Raw genomic sequence first — 24,846 nt, 5'->3', positions numbered from 1 at the left:
TAAAAGCCACTTGACATGACACGGCATGCACTGCGACAACAGGCTTCTGCCAAAGCATAAAACAAGTTCCCCATAGTGTCTAACCCACGAGCACCACCTACGGATATAAAGTAATTGGCAGGTCTTCTGACTTGTTTCTCCTTGCATCTCCTTCCCGGTGTAATCACAAGACTACTCCAGTGGATTCATCGATGCCGGTGATAATGAAACTCACAGCAGCGGGACTGTTCAGGACTTTCACCTGATTCCCTTATAAGCCTTACAGCCACCCACTTAAAACAGAGTATGGCAAAAGGCACCAAAAACTTTCAGTTCATATCAATGCACCTCTTCCGGTCAAGGCGCAGGTCGAGCGAACTCATCCTTGCACCTATGGATTATCGGAAAGCACATTATTCGTATGCAAAGTTATTTTTTTTTCTTAAAACCAACAAGCTCAATCGTGAATTTAACACAAAAAATCGACCTTTGTATATACTCAAATCGATCGTAAGCACATCTGCCCGACAATCGAACAAAATCAGTCAATGGATTTAATGGCCGATTAGGGTTAAAACATACCGCATTGACAGAACTTGTTTTGCACCGGAAGGAATGGTTGTATTTTGGGAAGCGGCAGAATGATGAAGAAAACTTTTCTCTGCGTATTCTTTGGTGTTTCGCTTATTTTATGTATTTTTGCACACGACTTACAAAAGGTAAGTTAAGGGGTGTCCGCCGTGGGCGGGCTGAGATCAGACCCTCTGACCTGATACGGGTAATGCCGGCGTAGGGATCAATGAGCACACTGATTGAGAATTGCTTTTTGACAATTCAATATTGACAGGTGACATATCATGCAGGATTTTCCCCTTTGAACATTAAACATTCTTATACTTAAAAACAGAATGAAAAAAAGTATTATGACTGTTGTGGCAATGATAACCGCAACGGCAGGCACGCAGACAGTGCTGGCGCAGCAAAACAATACCGACTCGCTGCGCATGGAGAAACTACAGGAGGTGGTGGTGCATGGCGTAAAAGCGCAGAAAGGTGCACCGTTTGCAGTGGAGAACATCAAACGGAAAGAACTTTCAGATTTCTCGAAAACGGGAAAAGAACTGCCTTTCCTATTCTCGCAAACGCCGGGAGTGTTGTCGTGGAGTGAAAACGGACTGGGCACAGGAACGGCATATATGCGCATCAGAGGTGCAGGCGGTTCGCGCATCAACGTTACTCTGGACGGTGTGCCTCTCAACTCGCCCGAAGACCAATGCGTGTTCTGGGCTAACATGAACAGTTATGCCTCGTTGTTGGGCAATGTGCAGATACAGCGTGGAGTGGGAACATCGACCAATGGCGACGGTGCTTTCGGCGGTACAATTTCTATGTCGTCGAAGTCGCCATCTCACACACCGATGCTCGAACTCAACGGTTCGTATGGTTCGTACAACACGTTCAACGTGGGCACGTCGTTCTCGACCGGTCTGCTGTGGAATCACTTTATATTCGACGGTGCATATCATGAGACGAACACCGATGGTTTCATACACGGTACAGCAGGGCGTTCCGGCTCATACTATGGCGGACTGTCGTGGATTGGCAACAACTTCGTGATAAGATATAAGAACATAGGAAACTTCGAGAAAACAGGTCAGGCATGGAACGGAGTGACAGCAGGCGACAACGACCTCAGCCTCATGGACGGCACGTTCGGCGGCAAGTCGGGCATCATGACATACGAGGATATGTATAATGCAGGGCTCGGACGATATAATTCGCTATACGAACATCTGGTATATGGTGACGATGGAAAATTTGCGAAAGACGAAAACGGAAACTACATTACCGAACGCTACAAGATGAGAGACGGCTCGCTGTGGCGCAAAACCACAGACAATTTCTGGCAGAACCACAATATCCTGTCGGCTGCATGGGACATCAACGAGAACTGGAGCATGAGTGGTTCGCTGCACTATACACACGGTTATGGTTACTACAACGAGTTCAGATATAAGAACAAACTGAATAAGTTCGGACTGACGTTCACAAAGAGCGACGGCACGAAACTGAAAAAGACCGACTTCGTGCGCAGAAAGGGGCTCTCGCAAGATGCTTACGGAATGGTGTGGAACCTGAGTTTCAAGAACCGAGACTGGGACTTCGTAAGCGGACTGTCGCTTCAGCAGTTCTCCGGAAACCATTTCGGACACCTCACATACGTGGCTGACGAGGAACTGAGCGCGGCAATCATGAAAGACGGTAAATACAAGTACTATGATTCTGACGCAAAGAAGTTTGACGGTAACGTATTCGCCAAGGCGATTTACCACATCAACCCGATGTTCGATGTGTTTGCTGACATACAATATCGTCACGTGGGATATAAGACCGATGGTGTCAACGATAAGTTCTATAAGAAAGGAACAGAATACGCAAACCAAGTGCTTAACATTGACCAAAAGTATAATTTCGTAAATCCGAAAGCAGGTTTCAGTTTCCATGACAACTACCACAACGCATACGTTTCCGTGGCTTTGAGTCACCGCGAACCTGAACGTAACAACTTCACAGATAACGGTAGTTACCCGGCTCCTGTTGCAGAGTCGCTCACCGACTATGAACTGGGCTATTCATACATCGAGCCGGGAATGCACTTCGGACTGAACCTGTTCTACATGGGCTACAAGAACCAATTCGTACAGACCGGTGCAAAGAGTGACATCGGCGAACCATTGACCACGAATATCAAGGATTCTTACCGCATGGGAATGGAAATGACAATAGGATGCGACCTCACATCGTGGTTGTCTATCGAGGCAAACATGGCTATGAGCAGCAACAAGATAAAGGATTTCGATGAGGTTGTGGAAGACTGGGATAACGGAACACGCACCATACACTACGACAATTCCACACTCGCTTTCTCACCGTCGCTCATCTCAAATACCTTCATCAATTTCCATTGGAAGGGGCTGCAGGCCGTACTGCACTCACAGAACGTGAGCCGTCAGTATCTCGACAACAGCAAGAATGAGGCGCGTTCGCTGCCTGCCTACGAAGTGATGAATGCAAATGTCACATACACGCTGAACCTCGAAAAGAAGTTCCTCGGACTGAAAGAGGTGACTTTCGGTGCTCACTTTAACAACATAATGAACAAGCACTATGCACAGAGCGGTTGGGTTTACAGTGCCATAAGCGAGACGAACGGACATACAAATGATAACCGTTACTATCAAATCGGATTTGTTCCCGCTGCCGGATTCACCGCTATGGGCAGCGTTTCACTAAGGTTTTAGGTTGTTAAGTTGAGCGATGAGGGTTGAGGGTTGAGCGTTCTTTCTTCGCTCAACGCTCATCGCTCATCGCTCAACGTAAAACGCTACCCAATGTACGATTTCATCATAACCCACTGGCTCGACATCTTCACCACGATACTCGGACTGATATACATTTGGCTTGAGTATCGTGCACACATCGCATTGTGGGTAGTAAGCGTGATAATGCCGGCATGCGACATATATCTATATTGGTCGCACGGTCTTTATGGAGATGCCGGAATGGCCGCCTACTACACCCTTGCGTCAGTCTATGGTTTCGCCTTATGGCAGTATAAGCAACATCGTTCTCGCAGTTCATCGCACCACTCGGCTCAAACAGGAAACATTTGTGAAGAGAACCGAATAACGAACACTCAACGCTCCGCACGACTCAAACAAGAAACACTTTCGGAACAAAGCGAAGAAGGAACGCTCAACAATTACCCCATCACCCACTTCCGTCGCAAACATATCCTGCCATCGGTATGCTTCTTCTTTGTGGCATGGGTGGCAGTATATTGGCTTCTTGTGACTGTAATCAACCCAAGCGAGCAATATGTCAGCAGCCTATGGCCCATAGCCGATGCATTCACCAATGCCCTCAGTTTCGTAGCATTATGGGCTTTGGCACGGAAGTACGTGGAGCAATGGCTTATATGGATTGCAGTTGACATCGTTACGGCGGTGATGTACATCGGTAAAGACATCCCTTTCAAGGCCTCGTTATACGCTCTCTATGTCTTCATTGCCATACTCGGCTATCGGAAATGGAGGAAAATGATGGAAGAGGATAAGAAAAACAGCACCGCTTAGACATATTCTCTCTTTTGCGACACTTGGAAAAGCCAATAACGATTCTAATATTACAGCACCAGCAAAACACTGCATACTACACCGGAAGTGAACCAAAAAGGGAGAGTTGAAGTCTGTTTTTTACTTCCCCTCTCCCTTTTTGGTTCACTTCTTGTCTTACGACAACTTATACCTGTTTATTGTCTGACTCTATCTCATCAGCACCAATCCCTACGACACCACGCTTGACGTGCCCCTCATAAGTCACAAAATAAATGCCCTTACCCGGTGTCCACTCCATACAGAAAAGTTCTCCCGGACTGTTAAAGCCATTTTTCTTGATGACACGTAATGCCCATGCCTGAGAATGACCGCTCTGTGCAATACCACTCTCCACGAACTCACCATTGTTTACCAACAGGAAAGACTCTGATGTTTTGCCGGTTGGGAGGACTGTCACAGCACCATTTGTCTCGAACAGCACATCTTCAACATCGAACATAGAGAAGATTCCTTTCTGTCTTAAAAGCAAGCGGAACTGCTCCATCTCAAGGCTGTTGCGCTTGAAGTTTTTGAAATTTATGAAACCATTCTTAACAAGAAAAACACTCTCTCCCTTGATAATATGGCGCAGACGGGCAGAGCGCATGGCAAAACGAACAAGCATATTAAAAATTGTCCAAACTAACAACGCAAACAAAATATGCCACATAGACATATCAGGATTGTACAAAACGCCACCGACCAAGGCACCAATCACAAAGGCACTCACGGTGTCAAGTGGCGTAATTTGAGCCATCTGTCCTTTACCTGTGATACGCAGGAAGGCCAGAATACCTATCATACCCGTAATAAGTTTCAGAGCAATCGCAATGTAAGGCTGAATCATGTCCATAATCTTATTGTTGTTTTAAAAAAGAACTTATTCTAAATTTATATTCATTTTGATGTTGCAAAAATACATTTTTTCCACTATACCCGCAAGTAATAGACGTAAAAAACTATCAAACAGATGTTTTCTGTTCACAGAAATACAGAAAACAAGTTAATAATAGTAACTCCACAAGACATTGGAAGACAAGTCAAAGCCAGTCCATCAGTCACCTATTGAAAAGTTCTTGTTTATGAACAGGAACACAAAATAGGCGAAATTGGTCAGCAAAATCGCCGAATTTGCTCAGCAATTTGGGCGAAATTGGTCTATAAAAGGGCATAAAACATAACATGAAAAATGTCTTAATACTATTTTAAAAGGTAAAAATCATTCGTAACTGTTTGAGTTATAATGATTATTTTATAATTTTGGATAAAATCGCAAACCTTTTGTTTATAAAGACAGTTCCGAGGATTGAGAAAAATCCGGGTTACAAACCGGTAACGATTCTCATTTCCTCATTCTGCCGTGATTTGTTTGTCAATGAATTCCCGACTCAAAGACACCGGTTAATTTCAATGAATCCTTGTCGGAGTAAAGGTACATAGAGTATACGAGATTACATTATTTTTTAGGGATTTTCCGCCTTTTGTTCTTTTGTTTCGCGTTTTTGTGCGATATTTGCAAACATAATTTATAGTAACACTAACCTATGGCAAAGAAAAACTAAATCATCGTCAAAAATGTAGTCATAAAGACAATGACCAAGGACGGCATTGATTATATTTGTATCACGGACATTGCTCGACAGAAGAATGCTGCTGAACCTAAAGATGTTGTTAAGAACTGGATGCGCCAAAAGAATACATTGGAATATCTTGGACTATGGGAAAAGTTGAATAACCCAAGTTTTAAAGGGGTCGAATTCGACCCCCTTTTGGCCGAAGCCGGTAGCAATTCTTTCACAATGAGTCCTACCAGATGGGTTGAATTAACTGCTGCAATAGGCATCCTCACCAAGAATGGTGCTGGTGGCGGCACCTATGCTCAGCGCGACATTGCCTTTAAGTTTGCGAACTGGGTATCTGTATAGTTTGAACTTTATCTCGTCATGGAGTTCCAACGCCTAAAAGTCAAGGAACAGGAATTGATTGGTTGGACTGCAAAAAGAGAACTCTCTAAGATTAACTATCGTATTCACACTGATGCCATCAAGAGCCATCTGATACCTGAAAAAGTCACCACGGCACAGGTAGGTATCATCTATGCAGAAGAGTCCGATGTGCTAAATGTTGCCATGTTTGGTATGACCGCCAAACAATGGCGGGAAACTAATCCCGACTTGAAAGGCAATATCCGCGACTACGCAACCATCAATGAATTGATATGCCTATCTAACATGGAGAATATAAATGCGGTGCTTATCAATGATGGCATACCTCAAGGCGAAAGACTTGTGAAACTCAATCAGATAGCAATTCAGCAGATGCAGATTTTAGGAAGCAATGAAAAGAGAAACTTATTAAAGTAAAACTATGGAGATTGGCGATGTCGTAAATGGCTATAGGATTATAAGTCCTATTGGGCAAGGTAGGGCTGGAATTGTATATGACGTACAGAAAGGTTCTGCACATTATGCCCTTAAAGGATGTGTGGATTTAGACGAAGAATCATTGAAAAGATTTGCACATGAATAGTGTCCTAAATAATTTTTGTGAAAACGCATACAATGTTGCATCGAATCATTTGATTTGACGTGTTTTGTTCCAACGGTAAAACAGCACATACCCTCTTTATGTTTCAAATTCGTTCTCAGACAGTGGCGTGAACGGCTTGTTAATTCATTGATACAGGTCGATTTTCGTAAATGTGTTGAGCCTTAGCGAGGAAACAAGATTCGAAAAAAGTGCCATTTGTATGTTGCCTGTTGTTTGAGCACGGAACACCAAGATAAGACTTTTTGACTTAGTGAAAACTACTTCCTTCACTTTTTTGAAAATTATTTAGGACACTATTGGATTATTTTATAATTTTGCAGTATTAATCAAACATAAGTTTATATGATGAAAAAGATTTGTTTTTGCCTCATGTTGCTATGCACTTCTGCGATGACATGGGCACAGTCGCTCGATGGAACATGGACGGGCAAAATGAAAGTAGGACCGCAAACGTTAACAATGGTGCTCCACGTGGCAGGACAAACGTGCAAGATGGACGTGATAGAACAGGGAGGAAAGGGAATACCTGTAGAAGTAAAGGTTATCAGCAACGACTCAATAAGCATTGCCGTGCCTGCGATAATGATGACATACACGGCGAAACTGAAAGGGAATATGCTGCAAGGAACATTCAATCAGGCTACTTTCTCCACATCACTGAACCTTGAACGTGGCGAAGTGAAATTCAACAGACCTCAAGAACCGAAACAGCCATTGCCTTACACCACTAAAGATGTATCTTTCACAAACTCCTCGGCCAACGCCACTCTTGCCGGAACACTAACCTACCCAACAGGATGGAAAAAAGGAAAACGCGTGCCTGTGGTGCTGATGGTAACCGGTAGCGGACAGGAGAACCGTGATGAGGAGATTTTCGAGCACCGTCCGTTCCTCGTACTTGCCGACTATCTGGCACGCAACGGCATTGCTTCGCTGCGATATGACGACCGTGGCTTCGGCAAATCGACCGGTGATGCAACAAAGGCGACAAGCCGTGACTTTGCCGACGATGCCAAGGCGGGCATAGAATGGCTGCGACAGACGGGCGAATTCGGAAAAGTGGGCGTGCTCGGACATAGCGAGGGAGGAATGATAGCCTTTATGCTGGGACAGGAACAGGCCACCGATTTCATCGTCAGTTGGGCCGCTCCTACTGTACCTATCGACACTCTCATGCAGCAACAACTGTCATTGCTCTACCGTGCGAATGGTGCTCCCGATTCGATGTTGCCAAAAACGGCGGCAGAGGCAAAGCAGATTATGCTCGCAACGTCTAACACGGAATGGATGCGTTTCTTCATCAACTACGACCCTACGGATGCCATAAAGAGCACACGGTGTCCTGTTTTCGCACTGAACGGAGACAAAGACATGAACGTGCCGGCCGAACTTAACATCTCCGCACTGCGCACCCTGCTACCCGCCAACAAAAAGAATAAAATAAAAATATACCCCGGACTGAATCATATATTGCAGCACTGCACAACAGGGCTGCCAACAGAAATAAGTTCGATAGAGGAAACTATTTCGCCCGAAGCAATGAAAGACATATCCGAATGGATAAACAGTCTGTAATCGTATTTTCAAAACACTGCGTATCAGCGACAAGATAGTCCACCGAGTTGAAGGACAAAAAATGACAGGTATGGACGATATGCCATACCTGTCATTTTTTTAACTTGATTAATATAGACTACTCAGTAAATCCGGAATGGCGAATACCGGCAATCATGTATGTCCGGGCATCTGCATCGTCAGAGAACTTTGCCTTGAAAACAATGCTGTCTGCCGGCATCCCATGAAGGTTATGTCCTTGCTTCAAAAGCACCTTACCCTCACTTATTACAACATTACCTGCACCGGAATCTTCAGGAAAATAATTTGTCTCCTCACATGAGAATGTCTTTGCTCCATAATTGATAGGAATTATGAACTTCATGTTCCAAAAACTCTTTTTTCCATCCAAATTCATCCACATGGCATTGTCAACATTCTCTACTGTGTTGTAAGTCATGAGTCTAAATTCTCCCAAATCGAATGGGTCAACATCGATTGTGCCGTCATCATTTACTACATCAACCCTTACATCCCAGAAACCGGCCATGTCTTCGATCTTAGTTCCACCAGCCTCTTCATCAGTTTCCAAACTGCAAGAATTGAGTCCGAATACTGCCAGCATGGCGAATATAAACATTGAAATATATTTCTTCATAATCTATTATTTTTTATTTTTTTTCCAATACTACATCAAACTTCATTTCTGAGTAATCAGTTGTCCATTTCAAAGCACCGGTATCTTTGTCGAAAGAACCATTGACTGCATCGAAAGTGTCTTTAAATCCTTCATTATAACCGCTGAGACCGGTTATAGTCATGTCGCTATGCAACCATACATAACCTTTCAATGCCGTAAGGTCTCCATACTGAGGATAAACCTTCTGTGCATAATAGCCACCGAGCAAGTCATCAACATAGAATACACCCGGGGCAATCTTTGAAATCTTAACCTTGAATCCGGGATATTCGATCACTTTACCTTCACGCACTCTTTGCGTTCCGTCGATAGTTATATAATTACCGGAAATATCTTCAGACACATCAGGGTCGTAAACTATGACCACACGAGTTATGGAAGAGGAGAAGCCATCGGAACCTACACCGGAATAAGTAACATAATACATTCCCGGAGTATTTATGTCAACGTTTTCCAATCCTTTGATGATAATCTCTGAGGTGTAATCCTTTCCGCCCAATGTTGCATTGCATCCGGGATCGGTATAGGGTTGTCCCACAGGACTAAGAATCGTATCTTTTCCAAGCATTTCAAATCTCACGTAGTAAGTAAGACGCGAATCCGTTATCTCTTCGTCTCCGCTACATGCTACAAAACCTAACATCATGAAGCACAGAGTAAGACTGTATAAAAAATATTTCTTCATTGTCTTTTCGTTTAAGTTGTTAAACAATATTCTATTTACTTAACGTCCCAGAATACCGGAGCGTCCATCTTCTTCTCTGCCGGGGTATTCTTGTTAAGTCGACGTGCCTCTCCGGGGTATGGCAAACGCTTTGCCAGACCACCGTTCTGTATGTAGTTAACGGCCGGTTCGATCATCTCACCCGGATTGTATCCATCTTTCTTGTCAAAAATATCCTTTGCTGACAAGGTTGTAAGTTTCGGGACATCGGTGCGACGCACCTCTGACCATGCCTCCATGTGGTTTCTCATGAAGAACGAAACCCACTTTTGCATATAAATAAGGTTCAGTTTTTCCTCATTTGTACCGAGAGTGTTTATGTTTACCAAAGCACCTGTCAAGAAATCTCCAGCCTTATCTGCCATTCTGCGTGAGGCGAAATCAGCCTTTACGGCATTCTCGTAAGCAATGGCAGCAGCTCCGGCATTATTGTTGAAACGCAACTGTACTTCGGCAATCAAGAACTGCAATTCGCTCTGAGTCAGTATATAAATAGGCTCTGCTGTCATTACGGTATAATTGATTGCACTTACATCAGCGTTTTTCCATGCTTCACCCATCCATTCTTTCATACGAGTTTTTGCTCCAGGTATCTGTCCTACATAGGCATCCTTTTTCGTATTTGGCAAAATGCCATAAGCAATTCGCGGGTCGTTTGTCGACCTATAATAACTTACGATAGGATAAGCGGCAACATAGTTGAGGGCTTTAAGTCTGAAGATACTTCCGTACCAAGGATTATACTGCCCCTCCGCATCTGTAAACACGTCAAACTTAACATCTCCTTCAAAGAATTTGTTTTCTGCCACAAGAGCCTTAACCTTTTCGGTGTAAGAGTCCACATCAATACCAGCGTCTATCATACGGAGATAGATGCGCAAGCGCAATGCGTTGGCAAAACCTTTCCATTTAGCGATATTACCCCCGAACATAGGGTCTTTCATTGTGATTCTGCTGGTACCGATGTTTGCCTCGGCATCTTCCACTTCTTTCAGCACACCTTCGAATATAGTCTTGCCTTCATCCCATTTCGGTGTAGTGAGGTTGTTGCCTTTCAATGCTTCGGTATAAGGAGCATCGCTCATATTATCAACTAAGAGTTGGAATCCCCACATACGCAACACTTTACATGCGTATGTATCTGCACCGTTTACGTTCTTTGACAATATGTTATCGATGTCAGCGAACGCTCCCGCATATATATTGCGATAGCAACGATCGAAAGTATCGCTGCCTTCATCAAGATGCAGTTCTGCAAAGTTATTATACTGATTAGCCTCCGGACGTTGCTCGAAATACTGAGCAAAGAAACCCGCATACGTGAACATCTGGTCGCCAAGAGCATTGGCTATGTAGTTTTCTGCCGACGGCAGTACAAGATCCGGTGTCACGTCGCCAACATTAGCATGGTTGGGATCGTCATTAATATTTAAAGCGCAACTCGAAAACATCAGTAAACTCGCTGCCGAATATAATAATATCTTTTTCATATTGATACCTCCTGTTCTTTAGAATTTAACAGTTAAGTTGAAACCAAACTTACGTGAACTTGGATTAGCGGAATACTCTCCGAAGTTACCTTTCAAATCGTTACCGAATGAAGTCATTTCAGGATCGATGAACGTATTCTCCGAAGGAGTCCACAATAGCAGGTTGTTGCCGAATAACGACAATCTTACGCCTGTCAGGAATGTGTTTGCAAGCCACTTGCTTGGCAGGTCCCAACTGAGAACGACAGAACGAAGTTTCACATAAGACTTGTCAACAAGGAATGCTGCATCAAGTTGATCGCCACCATTGTTCCAATAATTGAAGATGTTTGTAGCATCAAGCGGTGTAGTGTTTGGAGTATAAATAGTGTTGCCACTAGCATCGGTTTCTGCAACTACAGAGTTAGGAATGATCCACGGATTACGATTGTTGTATGCAGTCTGGATAGCATTACCTACGAAATAGTTAATACTCTTAGTACGCGAGAACATAACACCACCCTTGCGAATATCAATATCAAACGCGAGCGAAACTCCTTTGTAACGGAACGTATTACTGAATCCCATCTGATACTTATAGTTCATACTGCCAACTACTTTTTGCTCGGCATCTTTAACAGGAAGACCATGGTTGTCAACAACTATGTTTCCTTTGTCGTCACGAACCGGAACGTATGCCTTGAAGAGTCCGAGTTCTTTACCAGTCTCTGCATAAAGACCGGTTCCACCGGTAAATGCCCAAATTGCAGTGCTTCCACCGAGAGACTCCGGAAGGCTTACAACCTTACTCCAGTTCTTGGTGAAGTTCCATATAATGTCCCAAGAGAAATCCTTTATCTTAACCGGAGTAGCGTTGAACATCAACTCGATACCTCTGTTACGTATCTTACCAAGATTCATGTTCTGCGCTCCGAAACCGGTTGAGGGATCCATATCGAGCGAGAAAATCTGCTTATCAGACTCCCTGTTATAGAATGCCACGTCGAATCCGATGCGGTTCTGAAGGAACATCATGTTAAGTCCGATTTCGATTTCGGTTGTCATCTCCGGACTAAGCGTCTTGCTTCCAAGAATATTGCCCAGTGTGTATGCGTTCCAGTTTCCGTTGCTGAATGGGAAACCACTACTTGCCCATCCACTTGAATTTGCAGAAGACTGTGCGAACACCACTCCTGTCATGTAAGGATTAGCATCGTTACCGGTCTTACCCCATGCGGCACGGAACTTACCATAGCTAATGATTTTCTTCATGTCATCATTGAACATCTCTGAGAATATCCAACTTCCGGTTAAACCGGGATAGAAGAACGAACGGTTACCCTTAGGCAGTGTTGATGACCAGTCATTACGTGCGGTGAGTGTGAGATAGAGCATATTCTTATAAGCAACTTCTGCCTGACCGAAAACACCCATGAGCCTACGCATCTGACTGTAACTATCGATAATAGGTTTTTCTGCCGAGTTGCCAAGGTTGAACCATGTAGGTATTGTAAGATTTGTCACTCCACCGTAAAGCCAAGAGTATGTGCGTTCATTTCCGTTGAAACCTACGAGTGCATTGAGATGCAGGTCATCCATCATATCCTTGTCGAATGTGAGCATCAAGTCTTGGTTGATTTCACGACGACGTGTCGTGTTCTGATTATAATATCCGGTAATACTCTTCAGAGCATCTGCCCAGTTAGGTGTTCCGGCATAGATAGCAGAAAGGTTCGGTGCACCTGTTTCCTGATGTCCGGTACTTGTATCAAGTCCGAAACGATATGTCAACTTGAAGTATTTCAAGAAGTCGTAATCAAGTTGGAGTTTGCCATAGAAACGTTCCGACTCATACTCATTCTTGAAGTTTTTCAGGATATAGTATGGATTGGTCACGCCATAAGGTGTGAAATAATATCCGGGAGTATTGAACGGGTCATCAAGATTCTTCAGTTCGACGATACTTATGTCACGCGGTGTCTGCATGATGTTATTATACATCGAACCTGCACCCTGACCGGTAGAAACGAAGTTGTTTCTTTGGTAAGCATAATTGAGCGATGTACTGAAAGTAAGGTTATTCACCTTGTGACTTCCTCTTCCGGAGAATGTGTATTTGTTGTATTTATCTGCATCTGTCGGAATGATACCGTCTTCATGTATCTGCGACAAACTAACGAAATACGTACTAACATCTGTAGCACCATTGAAAGAAATGCTGTTGTTGTAGCGGAAACCTACATCGAAGAAATCCCTGATATTGTTTTTCATCGGCAGGTATGACTTCATCTTCTGTGAAAAGTCATATACGTTTCCGTATCTAAGCATCGAACCGTCGAATGCCGGACCCCAAGAACCATTCTCGTTGTCGGTCTTCTCGCCATACCAACCCATACCGAATTGGTTTTGCATCTGCGGCAAACGTAACAGTGTTTCCCACTGCAAACCGCCGTTATACTCGATACCATATCCCTTCTTCTGTCTTGCACCGACCTTCGTGGTAATAAGAATGACACCATTTGCGGCACGGCTACCGTAAAGAGCGGTCGCTGCAGCACCTTTAAGAATTGTCATACTCTCCACGTCATCAGGATTGACCGCTCCTGCACCGTTACCAAAGTCGAAACCTTTGTTTAGACCGTCAGAACTGAATACAGCAGCATTTGTCAATGGAACACCATCGATAACATACAAGGGTTGGTTGGTTCCTCCTAACGAACTTACACCACGAACAATTACAGACTTCGATGAACCCGGATCCGAAGATGAGTTAGAAATCTGAAGACCGGCGACCTTACCCTGCAAACTTGACATAATGTCGTTTGTACGGGCAGCCGCAATGTCTTCTCCCTTAACAGCAGTAGCCGAGAATCCAAGCGCCTTTGCCGAACGCTTAATACCTAAGGCTGTTACCACAACCTCATCGAGCGCATTGTCCTCAGGAGTAAGGACAATCTTCATGTTTTGACTTGCCGTAACTTCTCGTGTCCGCATACCAACGGAAGAAATGCGAAGTTTTCCATTGGCGGGAACTGACAACGTGAATTTACCGTCATAATCGGTCATTGTGCCATTGTTTGAACCTACGAGCATTACAGTGGCCCCAATAACAGGCTGACCGTCTTCGGAACTGACAACAGTACCGGAGGCCTGAGTCTGCGCCATTGCCATTCCCAAACTTAGGAACAGACAGGCAAACATCATTGTTAGTTTTTTTACCATAAACAGTCTTGTCTTTAATTGGAATAATAATTTAGGTTACCTCTGCTAAGATACATAAAATATTATTTACTTCCAAATATTTAAGTAAAAAAGTTATGTTTTTAACTAAAAAAAGACCAAAATCAAGAAAATAGCAAGCAAAAAGTAGGAAAATTTAATTAAAATAGTAAAAGGCAAAAAGCATAAAAACAGTATTAATTACCAAAACATCCGGACATACACCAACAACACATGAAAAACAGCCCACACCTTATTATATATATAAAAGCAAGAACAAGAAACAACGCAGCCTTGTTTAATAAAATTAATTATTTTTCCCTTAACCGTTTTAATAACAACAAAAAAACGTGATTTATAGAACAAAGAAAAGGTAATTACAATATAAAAAAATCGGGAAGACAGCGTCAAACTGCTTCCCGAATTAATCTAAAGTAGCGAGAGTGGGTCACGATCCCACGACCTCCGGATTATGAATCCGACGCTCTAACCAGCTGAGCTATCTCGCCATCTTCCTATTTGCGGGTGCAAAGGTAATATAAAAAAAGGAATATGCAAAATAAATTCCTATTTTATTTTAGACAAAAAGAATTTTTTAGACAGAAAAACGGAAAGGTAGTGGGGACAGAAAGACATAAATGTTGGGGACAGAAAGACAAAAAGAGGTTTTGACTTAAAGACACAAAGGAGGGAGGAAAGAATGACATAAAAAGATTGAATGGGAACTGTATGATATTTGTGAGGAAAACAAAATGGGCGAAATTGCAGAGCAAAATGGGCGAGATTGCAGAGTAAATTCGGCGAAATTGGTTTGCAAATCGGGCGAAATTGCGTGAAGGGATGAACGGTAAGTGACGAGCAATGAGCGGTAAAGGATGAGAGATGAGCGGTAAATGGACACAGGAAAGAATCCGGAAGGATAATGTTTTTTAACTGAGAGGGATTGTGGTTTGAACGAATTGTGCACATTGGAATGGTAATTTTGCAAGCGGAAATTCACCGACAAGGAATGACGACTCTGTTTTCAGAAGGATAACGATTTGAAAAAAAGTTATTATGATTTTGACGATTGTGATTATAATGATTTGAAAAGTTAGTATTATGACAATTCAGATGGCTATTATTATGATAATTCAGGCACCTGTTATTATAATGACTTATTAAAAATTATCAAGAAAAAAGAAAGGAATATGTTTAACATTCTATTAAGGAACACAGCAAACAAAGACGTTGCATTGGCAGAAAGAAATGCGATGGAACGAAAAATGAGAATGCAGATTGCAAAAGACATGGCTTTCGTTCTTACATCTAACGATGGTAGAAGGATGAAATGGAACGCGTCGAAAACCGACCTCATGGAAGCACTACACTGGACTTTCATGAACGACACACTGGCAAACTATGATGGTTCGCCGTGCCGATTCTGCACATTAGTGGAACGTGCATGCACGGCTTTCGGAATAACCGTTCCCCGCAATCCGAGACGTACAGTGACAAGGGCATGCTCACGTATGGGTGTGCGCAACGCTACACTGTGCCGAAGATGCTGCATCATAGCACAGGCGGAGAAAACAGAACACCCGCTGTTGCGACTAATCACATTTTCATGAAACAATGCTTAATATCCCACAAAATGAATAAACACACAAAAGAAACAGAAACGACAATCGATATGGGAATATCGCTCAGCGAACATTTCACCCTAAAAGAAATGTGCCAAAGTGGTACGGCGATAAGGATGAACATCAAGAACATTCCCGACAAGAGAACCGTGGAAAGGCTGCAGGCTCTGTGTATTAATGTGCTTGAACCGATAAGGCGGCGATTCGGAGTGCTGAGGATTACGAGTGGTTATCGCTGCCAGGAACTCAACAAGGCCGTGGGCGGAGCGCAATACTCGCAGCATATACGTGGTGAGGCTGCCGACATTCACATCTCGTCCATGGAAGTGGGACGCAAGATGTATGACTTCATCAGAAAGAACACGCCCTTCGACCAACTTATTTTCGAGCACAGCAAAAGCACCGGAGCAACATGGATTCACGTAAGTTACAGCGAGGTGCTCATGCGAAAACACGCCATAGCCTATTATCAGGCGGCATGACAGAACCTCAAAAACAGAAAGAGGAGACCGGCTCGCTGCTGTCTCCTCTTTCTTATAAATGTGTATTCGATACCTGACGTATATATAAACATGAAATATCGAAATGTTACTTTTTCAGTTTGAAGTGCTTTTCTATCTCTGCCATTTCGTCGTTGAAACTGCTGTCGGCAGAAATTCGTTTCTCTATCTGCGAGCAACTGTGTATCACGGTGCTATGGTCGCGGCCGCCCACGAGTTGCCCGATGCGCGATGCCGGCATCTTGGTATGTTTCTGGGCGAGATACATTGCCACCTGTCGCGCCGTTACATGTTCGCGCTTACGACTGCGGCTACCCACGGCCGAAGTGCTCACCTTGAAATGTTCGCATACCGTTTCCACTATCTCATCCACCGTAAGCGGGCGGTCGTCAATCTTCACCGCACGCTTAATAACCCTCTCTGCGAGTGTCATGTCGATGTCGCGGTTATAGACAATGCTGTATGCCATGAGAGAGTTCACTACACCTTCGAGGTCACGCACGCTGCCGTTGGCCGTCTGTGCGATATATTTAACCACCTCCTCAGGAATATTCAGTCCGTCGTGTTTTATCTTACGGTTCAGGATATCCATGCACAGTTGTTCGTTAGGCTTCTCCAATTCTGCCGTCAGTCCGCACGCGAAGCGCGTCAGCAGACGTTCGTGCATACCCTTCAAGTCAACCGGAGGACGATCACAAGCAAGAATTATGCGCTTTCCGTTTCGGAACAAATGGTTGAAGATATGGAAGAACGTGTCTTGTGTCTTTGCCGCACTCATCCACTCCTGAATATCGTCAACGATAAGCATATCGATTGTCTGATAGAAACGTATGAAGTCGTTCAGGCTGTTCTTGAGCACCGCATTGGTGTACTGTACTTGGAAAAGGCGAGCCGAAACATACAGTATTCGCTTCTGCGGATACAACTCTTTCGCCCGCACACCTATGGCATTTATAAGGTGAGTCTTGCCACATCCGCTGGGACCGAAGATGAACATCGGGTTGAACGAAGTAGTAGTCGGATGTTCGGCAATGGAAAGTCCAACCGTTCGCGGCAACTTATTGCTCGCCCCTTCAACAAAATTAGAGAACGTAAAATGCGGATTCAGTTGCGAATCAATCTGTTGCGGCTTCGCGGCATCAAGCAATGTAGGCGACTGATTGACACCCGAACGCGGCCTCTGTCTGTCGATATTCGGCACCGGTTCCGACTCTATCACATTTGTCTTACCGTGCTCCATATCAGCAATTACTCGATAGTTGAGTTTGAAACCGGCACCGAAAGTCCGCGTGAGAACCTTGCGCAGCAAATCGGCATAATGCTCCTCCACATATTCATATACGAACATGCTTGGAATTTTCACCAATATCACTTTAGAATTCTCATCGTAACTCTCAAGCATCATCAGCTTGAAAAGCGTGTTGAATTGCTGTTCCGAGACATTCTCTTTTATCAAACGGAGAGTTTCGTCCCAGAGGTTTTGGTTTCTCTTTGCCATCAATCAATTACTAATTTTTGGGGTGTATGTTCCCAATAGTCAGCTTTATGTTTTTCCTTTCGTGAACTTTCAGAAAATTCTTCATTTCCACGAAAAGGTATTTCGACATTCACGAGTGCAAATTTCGGAAAAAAAAATGAAACTAACAAATATTCCTTTTTTTGAAAAAATATCCCGATTTGCTAAAGTCCTAAAATCATTGCACTTAAGAGAAGATGAAAAAACAATACAAAAAAGGGGCTTGCAAATATCGAAGTACCTGTATTATTGCGACTTACGACCTATTTCAAGAAAAGGCAAAAACATAAGATTAAAGTTCTAAAAAAAACGCTAAAACGGCTAATTACAAACACTTGGGTCATGAGACTTCAAGTTCGTAATCAGCCGTTTTGTTATTTAGACGCTTTTTAATTAACAAAGAATATTTTATACATATTTATACCAAACAAACAAGTCGGTATTTTATTTATTCTTACGTCCGAATAAAGAGAAATGCACATAACGTTTCGGGTTCTCGCGGAGGTTTATCAGCAGTGAGTCGGCCGACTGCATCGTGGAATTGAGATTATTGTAGAGCGACTGGTCGCGCATCAGCAATCCGAGCGAGCCATTGTTACTATTGAGTTGCTCGGTGAACTGCTGCACGTTGTCGAGCGTAGCATTCACCTTTCTAATTGTCTGCTCAACATCAACTTTTGTAAGGTTCTCTGTCACCATATTGGCGTTATCCATCAGTCTGCCCGCACGCTGTGTCATTGCCGGCACGTCACGATTGAGTTGTCCCATGAGCATGTTCAGTTGGCGTGTCGATGTGGTAAGATTTGCCGTTACGGTTTCCACGTTATGCAGCGATTGCGCGACTGCCGGGTCGGTGAGCAGCACATTAAGATTGGTCATTATAGAGTCGAGTTTCGGCAATATCTTCTCTATCGTCGGTATCATCTTCTTCACCTGTCCGAGTGCGCCTTCATTAATTTCTCCTTCTATTACCGCCCCCGGTTCGAGTTGGCGTCCCTTATTGTCACCGAAAAGCAAGTTCACCTGCACGTTGCCGAGCACATCGCTCACTATCTCTGCTGACGTACCTTCCGGCATGTTCAGTTGCTTGTCCACATTCACTGCCACCTTCACGCTCTCAGGATTTGAATAGTCGAATATCACCTCCTTAACCACCCCCACGCGGAATCCGTTGGCATAGATAGGACTCGACTGTGACAGTCCGCTTACATCCTTGAACTTTATATAATAGATTTTTTCTGATGAGAAAATGCTGAGACCTTTAAGGAAATTCAGCCCGTAGAAGAGCACCACAAGACCTACTATGGCAACGAGTGCAATCTTCACTTCTTTTGTAAAAAAATTCATAAATGCTATCTTTTATTATTTGTCTTGAACTCACGCACGGCCTGTCCCACGTCCATTTTCTCGCCATCCTTAAAGGCAATCACGAACGCCTGCGGAAATTTTTCGAGCAGATGTTGCCTAACGCGTAGTATTTTATTTAAATCGGTAGATGCTCCGTAAGTGTATTTGACATAGTTATCCTCCACGTAACTTTCAACACCGGTAATTCCTTTGAACAAGCTATTGTCGGCATTTAGTGGCTTTTTGCTTATCAGTATCTGCACTTTGAACACCGGCATTCCGGCAATATCTTCTTTGACAGGCATTTCCTCTGCAACCGGTACGTCATTATCGGCAGGCTTGGGTTCTACAGTCTGCTCCGCCATCATTTCCCTATCAGGCTCGGGCAGACTCTCTTCTTTCACATAAGGAACAACGCTTGACGTATAGTGCTTGTTCTTATATTTCGCAAAAGCGTTGTAGATGCCACGTGCAAGACGGCTAATGCCATCTTGGGAATTCAGGAAACGCTCCTCATCGGGCGTAGTAATGAAACCGAGTTCGATAAGACAACTCGGCATAGAGGTAGCCCGGAGCACAAGGAAGCCGGCCTGATGTACACCCTTATTGTTGCGACCGGCTGACAAGCAGGCCTCTTTCTGTATATACTTTGCCAGTTCCACGCTTTTCGACATGTTGCGATCCTGAATGAACTCGAACATGATATAACTCTCGCTACTGTTAGGATCGAAACCCTGATAACGTTGTCGATAGTCTTTTTCGAGGGATATTACCGAGTTCTCGCGCTTTGCAACGGCGAGGTTGTCGGCGGCACGGTGCATTCCGAGTGTGTAAACCTCGAAGCCCCTTGCCACTCTACCCTTAGGGAGAGCGTTAGTATGCACGGAGATGAACAGGTCGGCCTTGTTTCGGTTTGCGATATTGGCACGTTCGCCAAGAGGTATGAACACATCGGTCTTGCGAGTGTAAATGACATTAACATCGGGGCAATTCGCCTCTACAAGCCTACCGAAAGCCAATGCCACATTGAGGTTGATGTTTTTCTCTTTCGACATCGCTCCCACGGCACCGGAGTCGTGTCCACCATGTCCGGGATCGATAACGAGTGTAAAAGTCTTCTTTCCGGCACCGGTCGCAGCGATCAAAATACCGAATAAAAGCATCGTTACAAAAAACAACTTCTTGTGCATACCTTATATAATTAGGTGCAAAATTATTAATTATGGGCGAGAAAGCGAAATCTTTCAGGGCGTTTTATCATTTATTAAGTAAACTGAAACGGCGGCTCCGTCGCACTGTGCCCCCATCGGAGGATTTACTTTCGACACTTTTATCATCAGTTCGCTGACACCTTCTATCTCTCTGAAAATGCTCTCACCTATCCTACCTGCCAGATTCTCCAGCAGGTAAGACGGGTTCAGCATTTCTCTATTTACGATTTTGAATATTTCAGCATAACTTATGGTTTCTTCCACGTTGTCTGAAAGCATGGCGCGTGATATGTCGTATTTTGCTTTCAGCGACACCGTGAACTCACCACCGGTTAGTCTCTCCTGTGGCAACACACCATGACAGGCGTTGAAGCGCAGGTTGTCAAGTTCTATCCAACTCTCTTTCAACTGCATATCTCATGTTTTATCATCCGCAACGCGATGCACCGCAATTAGTGCAAATGAGGCATCCCTCCTGATAGACAAGGGTTTCTTGTCCGCAGTTGGGACAGGTCTGTCCGTTTGCCTGCGTACCGTCGGTGAGGTATTTCTTCAATGCACGTTCCACACCATTCTTCCATGTATTGATGCTCTCACTCTTCAGTTGCAGCGAACCAACAAGGCGTATCACATTATCTATCGGCATTCGGTAGCGCAGCACTCCGGAAATAAGTTTTGCATAATTCCAGTATTCAGGGTTGAATTTCTCAGACAGTCCCTCCACTGTTGTCTTATAGCCACGCTTGTTCTCGAACTGAAAATCGTAACGCTTCTTACCATCGGAACTTACCTGTTTGATTATCTTTCCTTTGGTAACAGACTTTGGCAGCATAATGCCTTCATCATCATCCTGCAAACCTGTGAATATCTCATACGGATAACCATCGAGCAGTCCCACGAAAGCGACCCACTTTTCTTTGTTGTTCTGAAATCTTACCACGTCACATTCGAGAACCTGCGGGCGCACTTCGGTAACCACGGGATGCTTGCATGGTATCTTCTCTTGTGGCACTTCTTCGGTTTTCTTCTTCTTTTCATTAACCTGAATCATAACCCCGGAGCGCGAACCGTCACGATAGATGGTGCACCCTTTGCAACCACTGCGCCACGCCTCGACATATAGACGGTTGACAAGAGCCTCGTCAACGTCGTTCGGAAGATTTACGGTAACGCTGATGGAATGGTCAACCCATTTCTGTATCTCGCCCTGCATGCGCACCTTCATGAGCCAATCGACATCGTTTGCCGTGGCTTTATAGTAGGGCGACTGCTCCACAAGTTTGTCTATTTCTTCCTGAGTGTAACGTTTCGTGGTATCTATTCCGTTTATCTTCATCCAGTTGAGGAACTTCTGATGATATACGATATACTCCTCGAACGAGTCGCCCACCTCGTCAACGAAATCTACATGGGCATTCTGGTCGTTGGGATTGACCTTGCGGCGACGCTTATACACAGGCATGAACACCGGTTCGATACCGCTTGTGGTCTGCGTCATCAGCGATGTGGTACCGGTTGGGGCGATTGTCAGACATGCAATATTACGCCTTCCGTATTTCTCCATTTCGGCATAAAGTTCCGGGTCGGCATCCTTTATTCGCATCACGAAAGGATTCTCGGCTTCGCGTTTCGGATCATAAATAGCGAATGAGCCACGTTCTTTTGCCATTCTAACAGACGAACCATAGGCCGCAAGTGCAAGCGTTTTGTGTACTTCCACAGAGAAATCGGTAGCCTCTTGAGTGCCGTAACGCAGTCCCATTGCTGCTATCATATCACCCTCGGCAGTAATACCCACACCGGTGCGGCGACCCATTGAACTCTTGTCCTTTATCTTTTCCCACAGATGATACTCCGCTCCCTTCACTTCATCGCTCTGAGGGTCAGACTTTATCTTATTCATTATAAGGTCAATCTTTTCCATCTCCAGATCGACGATGTCGTCCATAATGCGTTGGGCAAGAGCCACATGCTTGCGGAAGAGATCGAAGTCGAAATATGCTTTCTCAGTGAAAGGATTGACCACATAACTGAAAAGGTTTATCGAAAGCAGACGGCAAGAGTCGTAAGGACAGAGCGGAATCTCGCCACAGGGATTTGTAGAGACGGTGCGGAAACCAAGGTCGGCATAGCAGTCGGGGATGCTTTCGCGAATTATGGTGTCCCAGAAAAGAACTCCCGGTTCGGCACTTTTCCATGCGTTATGCACTATTTTATCCCATAGTTTCTTTGCACTGATTGGCTTTCTGACCATGGGATTGTCTGCATCTATCGGGAATTGCTGCACATACTCTTTATCTTCGGTGGCTGCCAGCATGAATTCGTCGTCTATTTTCACCGACACATTGGCACCGGTGACCTTTCCTTCGGTCATCTTGGCATCTATGAAAGCCTCGCTGTCAGGGTGCTTGATACTAACTGAAAGCATCAGCGCACCACGTCTTCCGTCCTGCGCCACCTCGCGTGTGGAATTGCTGTAACGTTCCATGAAAGGAACAAGACCGGTGGAAGTGAGAGCCGAGTTGTTTACCGGCGTACCCTTGGGGCGTATATTGCTGAGGTCGTGACCCACACCACCGCGACGCTTCATCAACTGCACCTGCTCCTCGTCTATGCGCAATACGGCACCATAAGAATCGGTATCGCCGTCAAGACCGACAACAAAACAGTTGCTGAGCGAGGCCACTTGGAAATTATTACCGATACCTGTCATCGGCGAACCGGCCGGAACGACATAGCGGAAATGGTCGAGCAAGGCGAAAATCTCTTCCGCAGAGAGCGGATTGGGGTATTTCTTTTCTATGCGAGCCACCTCCTTCGCAATCCTCCGGTGCATGTCTTCGGGACTTTGCTCATAAATATTTCCAAAACTGTCTTTCATCGCATATTTGTTCACCCATACGCGAGCAGCGAGTTCGTCACCACCAAAATAATTCAACGACTTGTCGAATGCCTCTTCTTGTGAGTATGTTTTAAGTTGTTTCATTTTCTTTTTATGATATTGACTGTCAGCAACCATGACATCAAGAGCCGACAATCTTTGTATTTAAGGATGGTGCAAAGATAATCTATTTTCACGAAACAAAAAAATACTTTATGTGTTATTTTTATTTATTCTTTAAAGGAATTGTTTTCCAAAATGGGAAACTTTTTTCTTTTCATGAACGAAAAAGTTTTCCGTTTCGCACTTTTTTATTCGTCATAAAAATAATACAACATTCCGATTTGCATAACAATCGAGGAATGAAAAACAAATTAAACAACGGGAAGGACATCGGTTTCTGTTTTTTTTCGTACTTTTGCAAATAATAACCCACACGTGGAACGATAGCGGGAAACGTGATTAAAAAACTCGGAATTATAATGGAATCAATTAACAGAAGAAGGAGTATAAGAAAATATTCAGACAAGGAAGTGAGCGGAGAGTTGCTCACACGACTGCTAAAGGAGGCGGAACGCACACAGACAATGGGTAATCTGCAACTTTACAGCGTAATTGTGACGCGCTCTGAAGAGAAAAAACGCCAACTGGCACCGGCACATTTCAATCAACCAATGGTGACAGGTGCGCCGGTGGTGCTGACATTCTGTGCCGACTTCCGACGCACAACACGGTGGGCAGAGGAACGGAAAGCAATGCCGGGGTATGATAATTTCATATCGTTCATTAATGCTGCGTCAGACACCTTGTTATATACTCAGACGTTCTGTAATCTCGCCGATGAGGAGGGATTGGGCTATTGCTACCTCGGAACAACGATTTATATGCCTCAACAGATAATCGAGGTGCTGCAGTTGCCACGTCTTGTGATGCCGGTTGCCACAATAACGCTTGGCTGGCCGGACGAAAATCCGCCACTGTCAGACCGTCTGCCAATAGAGGCAATAGTTCATGACGAGACTTATAACGACTATACCGCCGACCGCATCGACCGTTTCTACGCAGAGAAAGAGGCGTTGCCGGAAAATCAGGAGTTCGTCAGAATAAACAACAAGGAGACCCTCGCACAGGTATTCACCGACATACGATATACTAAAAAAGACAATGAGGCGATGTCGGCAACATTGATTGATGTGCTGAAGCGACAAGGGTTCATGTGGTAAATTTTACCCTCGAACAACCCATTGCGACAGAATTTCCTTTTATACCCTAAACTATCTTTTAGCATTATGGCTATGAAAGAGGCCAAGTAATCATACGAAGTCGGACAGACATGAATCTGCCCGACTTCGTTTTTTTATCCACAATCTGTCGTTAATAAGTCTGCACAAATTTTGTTTGATTGTTGAGCATATAC

Annotated in this window: 16 protein-coding genes, 1 tRNA gene, 1 pseudogene and 2 riboswitches; of the genes and pseudogenes, 7 read left to right on the top strand and 11 right to left on the bottom strand. The window is 44.3% G+C overall.

The features are described 5' to 3' along the window. Positions 1 to 99 precede the first annotated feature (99 nt). A riboswitch (cobalamin riboswitch) is annotated at positions 100 to 318 on the bottom strand. 378 nt (positions 319 to 696) lie between these two features. After that, a riboswitch (TPP riboswitch) is annotated at positions 697 to 792 on the top strand. A gap of 95 nt (positions 793 to 887) precedes the next feature. Both EHV08_RS10060 and pnuC read left to right on the top strand, forming a co-directional pair. Continuing rightward, on the top strand, positions 888 to 3,281 hold the full coding sequence (locus EHV08_RS10060; protein ID WP_126679147.1) for a TonB-dependent receptor: 2,394 nt from the start codon (positions 888 to 890) through the stop codon (positions 3,279 to 3,281). A 90-nt stretch (positions 3,282 to 3,371) separates the two neighbouring features. Beyond that, entirely contained in the window at positions 3,372 to 4,115 is a 744-nt protein-coding gene (gene pnuC / locus EHV08_RS10055) for a nicotinamide riboside transporter PnuC (protein WP_126679481.1), read from the top strand. A 166-nt stretch (positions 4,116 to 4,281) separates the two neighbouring features. On the opposite strand, the gene EHV08_RS10050 is transcribed toward pnuC, so the two are convergent. Beyond that, entirely contained in the window at positions 4,282 to 4,989 is a 708-nt protein-coding gene (locus EHV08_RS10050; protein ID WP_126679146.1) for a DUF421 domain-containing protein, read from the bottom strand. Positions 4,990 to 5,728: 739 nt separating this feature from the next. Between EHV08_RS10050 and EHV08_RS10045 the strand changes: the two are divergent. Continuing rightward, positions 5,729 to 6,499 (top strand): annotated as a pseudogene (locus EHV08_RS10045) (KilA-N domain-containing protein). A gap of 529 nt (positions 6,500 to 7,028) precedes the next feature. Beyond that, complete coding sequence (locus EHV08_RS10040) at positions 7,029 to 8,261, top strand: alpha/beta hydrolase family protein (RefSeq protein ID WP_126679145.1); 1,233 nt, start codon at positions 7,029 to 7,031, stop codon at positions 8,259 to 8,261. 118 nt (positions 8,262 to 8,379) lie between these two features. Here EHV08_RS10040 and EHV08_RS10035 read toward each other — a convergent pair whose 3' ends face one another. The 5 genes from EHV08_RS10035 to EHV08_RS10015 form a co-directional block, all read right to left on the bottom strand. After that, positions 8,380 to 8,898 (bottom strand): lipid-binding protein, encoded by a 519-nt coding sequence (locus tag EHV08_RS10035; protein ID WP_126679144.1) that lies wholly within the window; start codon positions 8,896 to 8,898, stop codon positions 8,380 to 8,382. 13 nt (positions 8,899 to 8,911) lie between these two features. Beyond that, positions 8,912 to 9,625, bottom strand: a complete 714-nt coding sequence (locus EHV08_RS10030) for a BT_2262 family domain-containing protein (protein WP_126679143.1) — start codon at positions 9,623 to 9,625, stop codon at positions 8,912 to 8,914. Positions 9,626 to 9,660: 35 nt separating this feature from the next. Beyond that, positions 9,661 to 11,154 (bottom strand): SusD/RagB family nutrient-binding outer membrane lipoprotein, encoded by a 1,494-nt coding sequence (locus EHV08_RS10025; RefSeq protein WP_126679142.1) that lies wholly within the window; start codon positions 11,152 to 11,154, stop codon positions 9,661 to 9,663. Positions 11,155 to 11,172: 18 nt separating this feature from the next. Next, positions 11,173 to 14,355 (bottom strand): SusC/RagA family TonB-linked outer membrane protein, encoded by a 3,183-nt coding sequence (locus EHV08_RS10020; protein ID WP_126679141.1) that lies wholly within the window; start codon positions 14,353 to 14,355, stop codon positions 11,173 to 11,175. 432 nt (positions 14,356 to 14,787) lie between these two features. Then, a tRNA-Met gene (locus EHV08_RS10015) sits at positions 14,788 to 14,861 on the bottom strand. Positions 14,862 to 15,605: 744 nt separating this feature from the next. Here EHV08_RS10015 and EHV08_RS10010 point away from each other — a divergent pair. Both EHV08_RS10010 and EHV08_RS10005 read left to right on the top strand, forming a co-directional pair. After that, positions 15,606 to 15,962: a hypothetical protein gene (locus EHV08_RS10010; RefSeq protein ID WP_158676077.1), complete on the top strand. Its 357-nt coding sequence runs from the start codon at positions 15,606 to 15,608 to the stop codon at positions 15,960 to 15,962. Between the two features lie 23 nt (positions 15,963 to 15,985). Continuing rightward, the gene (locus EHV08_RS10005) at positions 15,986 to 16,456 is read left to right on the top strand and encodes a D-Ala-D-Ala carboxypeptidase family metallohydrolase (RefSeq protein ID WP_238988063.1); all 471 of its coding nucleotides are present in this window, start codon (positions 15,986 to 15,988) and stop codon (positions 16,454 to 16,456) included. 106 nt (positions 16,457 to 16,562) lie between these two features. On the opposite strand, the gene dnaA is transcribed toward EHV08_RS10005, so the two are convergent. The 5 genes from dnaA to EHV08_RS09980 all read right to left on the bottom strand — a co-directional run bounded on the left by dnaA (position 16,563) and on the right by EHV08_RS09980 (position 23,534). After that, positions 16,563 to 17,972: a chromosomal replication initiator protein DnaA gene (dnaA, locus tag EHV08_RS10000; protein WP_126679139.1), complete on the bottom strand. Its 1,410-nt coding sequence runs from the start codon at positions 17,970 to 17,972 to the stop codon at positions 16,563 to 16,565. Between the two features lie 462 nt (positions 17,973 to 18,434). After that, complete coding sequence (locus EHV08_RS09995) at positions 18,435 to 19,337, bottom strand: MlaD family protein (RefSeq protein ID WP_126679138.1); 903 nt, start codon at positions 19,335 to 19,337, stop codon at positions 18,435 to 18,437. Positions 19,338 to 19,342: 5 nt separating this feature from the next. After that, positions 19,343 to 20,527 carry an N-acetylmuramoyl-L-alanine amidase family protein gene (locus EHV08_RS09990; RefSeq protein WP_126679137.1) on the bottom strand — a complete coding sequence of 395 codons (1,185 nt, stop codon included), beginning with the start codon at positions 20,525 to 20,527 and terminating at the stop codon, positions 19,343 to 19,345. A gap of 54 nt (positions 20,528 to 20,581) precedes the next feature. Continuing rightward, positions 20,582 to 20,962 carry a dihydroneopterin aldolase gene (gene folB / locus EHV08_RS09985; RefSeq protein ID WP_126679136.1) on the bottom strand — a complete coding sequence of 127 codons (381 nt, stop codon included), beginning with the start codon at positions 20,960 to 20,962 and terminating at the stop codon, positions 20,582 to 20,584. Positions 20,963 to 20,975: 13 nt separating this feature from the next. Continuing rightward, positions 20,976 to 23,534 (bottom strand): adenosylcobalamin-dependent ribonucleoside-diphosphate reductase, encoded by a 2,559-nt coding sequence (locus EHV08_RS09980; RefSeq protein WP_126679135.1) that lies wholly within the window; start codon positions 23,532 to 23,534, stop codon positions 20,976 to 20,978. A 377-nt stretch (positions 23,535 to 23,911) separates the two neighbouring features. Here EHV08_RS09980 and EHV08_RS09975 point away from each other — a divergent pair, with 377 nt between their 5' ends. Continuing rightward, positions 23,912 to 24,652, top strand: a complete 741-nt coding sequence (locus tag EHV08_RS09975; protein WP_126679134.1) for a nitroreductase family protein — start codon at positions 23,912 to 23,914, stop codon at positions 24,650 to 24,652. The last annotated feature ends 194 nt before the right edge of the window (positions 24,653 to 24,846 follow it).

This window comes from Prevotella koreensis (genome assembly GCF_003977605.1).
GTDB classification, from domain to species: domain Bacteria; phylum Bacteroidota; class Bacteroidia; order Bacteroidales; family Bacteroidaceae; genus Prevotella; species Prevotella koreensis.
The sequence above is the reverse complement of the archived record's forward strand: the minus strand, read 5'-3'. Positions and strand labels throughout refer to the sequence as shown.

What these genes read in the sequence shown, in the direction of transcription:
- dnaA (WP_126679139.1), bottom strand. Translation starts at nt 17,972, where the DNA reads ATGGCAAAGAGAAACCAAAACCTCTGGGACGAAACTCTCCGTTTGATA.
- EHV08_RS10030 (WP_126679143.1), bottom strand. Translation starts at nt 9,625, where the DNA reads ATGAAGAAATATTTTTTATACAGTCTTACTCTGTGCTTCATGATGTTA.
- EHV08_RS10020 (WP_126679141.1), bottom strand. Translation starts at nt 14,355, where the DNA reads ATGGTAAAAAAACTAACAATGATGTTTGCCTGTCTGTTCCTAAGTTTG.
- EHV08_RS10060 (WP_126679147.1), top strand. Translation starts at nt 888, where the DNA reads ATGAAAAAAAGTATTATGACTGTTGTGGCAATGATAACCGCAACGGCA.
- EHV08_RS10050 (WP_126679146.1), bottom strand. Translation starts at nt 4,989, where the DNA reads ATGGACATGATTCAGCCTTACATTGCGATTGCTCTGAAACTTATTACG.
- folB (WP_126679136.1), bottom strand. Translation starts at nt 20,962, where the DNA reads ATGCAGTTGAAAGAGAGTTGGATAGAACTTGACAACCTGCGCTTCAAC.
- EHV08_RS09995 (WP_126679138.1), bottom strand. Translation starts at nt 19,337, where the DNA reads ATGAATTTTTTTACAAAAGAAGTGAAGATTGCACTCGTTGCCATAGTA.
- EHV08_RS09975 (WP_126679134.1), top strand. Translation starts at nt 23,912, where the DNA reads ATGGAATCAATTAACAGAAGAAGGAGTATAAGAAAATATTCAGACAAG.
- pnuC (WP_126679481.1), top strand. Translation starts at nt 3,372, where the DNA reads ATGTACGATTTCATCATAACCCACTGGCTCGACATCTTCACCACGATA.
- EHV08_RS09980 (WP_126679135.1), bottom strand. Translation starts at nt 23,534, where the DNA reads ATGAAACAACTTAAAACATACTCACAAGAAGAGGCATTCGACAAGTCG.
- EHV08_RS10010 (WP_158676077.1), top strand. Translation starts at nt 15,606, where the DNA reads ATGGAACGAAAAATGAGAATGCAGATTGCAAAAGACATGGCTTTCGTT.
- EHV08_RS09990 (WP_126679137.1), bottom strand. Translation starts at nt 20,527, where the DNA reads ATGCACAAGAAGTTGTTTTTTGTAACGATGCTTTTATTCGGTATTTTG.
- EHV08_RS10025 (WP_126679142.1), bottom strand. Translation starts at nt 11,154, where the DNA reads ATGAAAAAGATATTATTATATTCGGCAGCGAGTTTACTGATGTTTTCG.
- EHV08_RS10005 (WP_238988063.1), top strand. Translation starts at nt 15,986, where the DNA reads ATGAATAAACACACAAAAGAAACAGAAACGACAATCGATATGGGAATA.
- EHV08_RS10040 (WP_126679145.1), top strand. Translation starts at nt 7,029, where the DNA reads ATGATGAAAAAGATTTGTTTTTGCCTCATGTTGCTATGCACTTCTGCG.
- EHV08_RS10035 (WP_126679144.1), bottom strand. Translation starts at nt 8,898, where the DNA reads ATGAAGAAATATATTTCAATGTTTATATTCGCCATGCTGGCAGTATTC.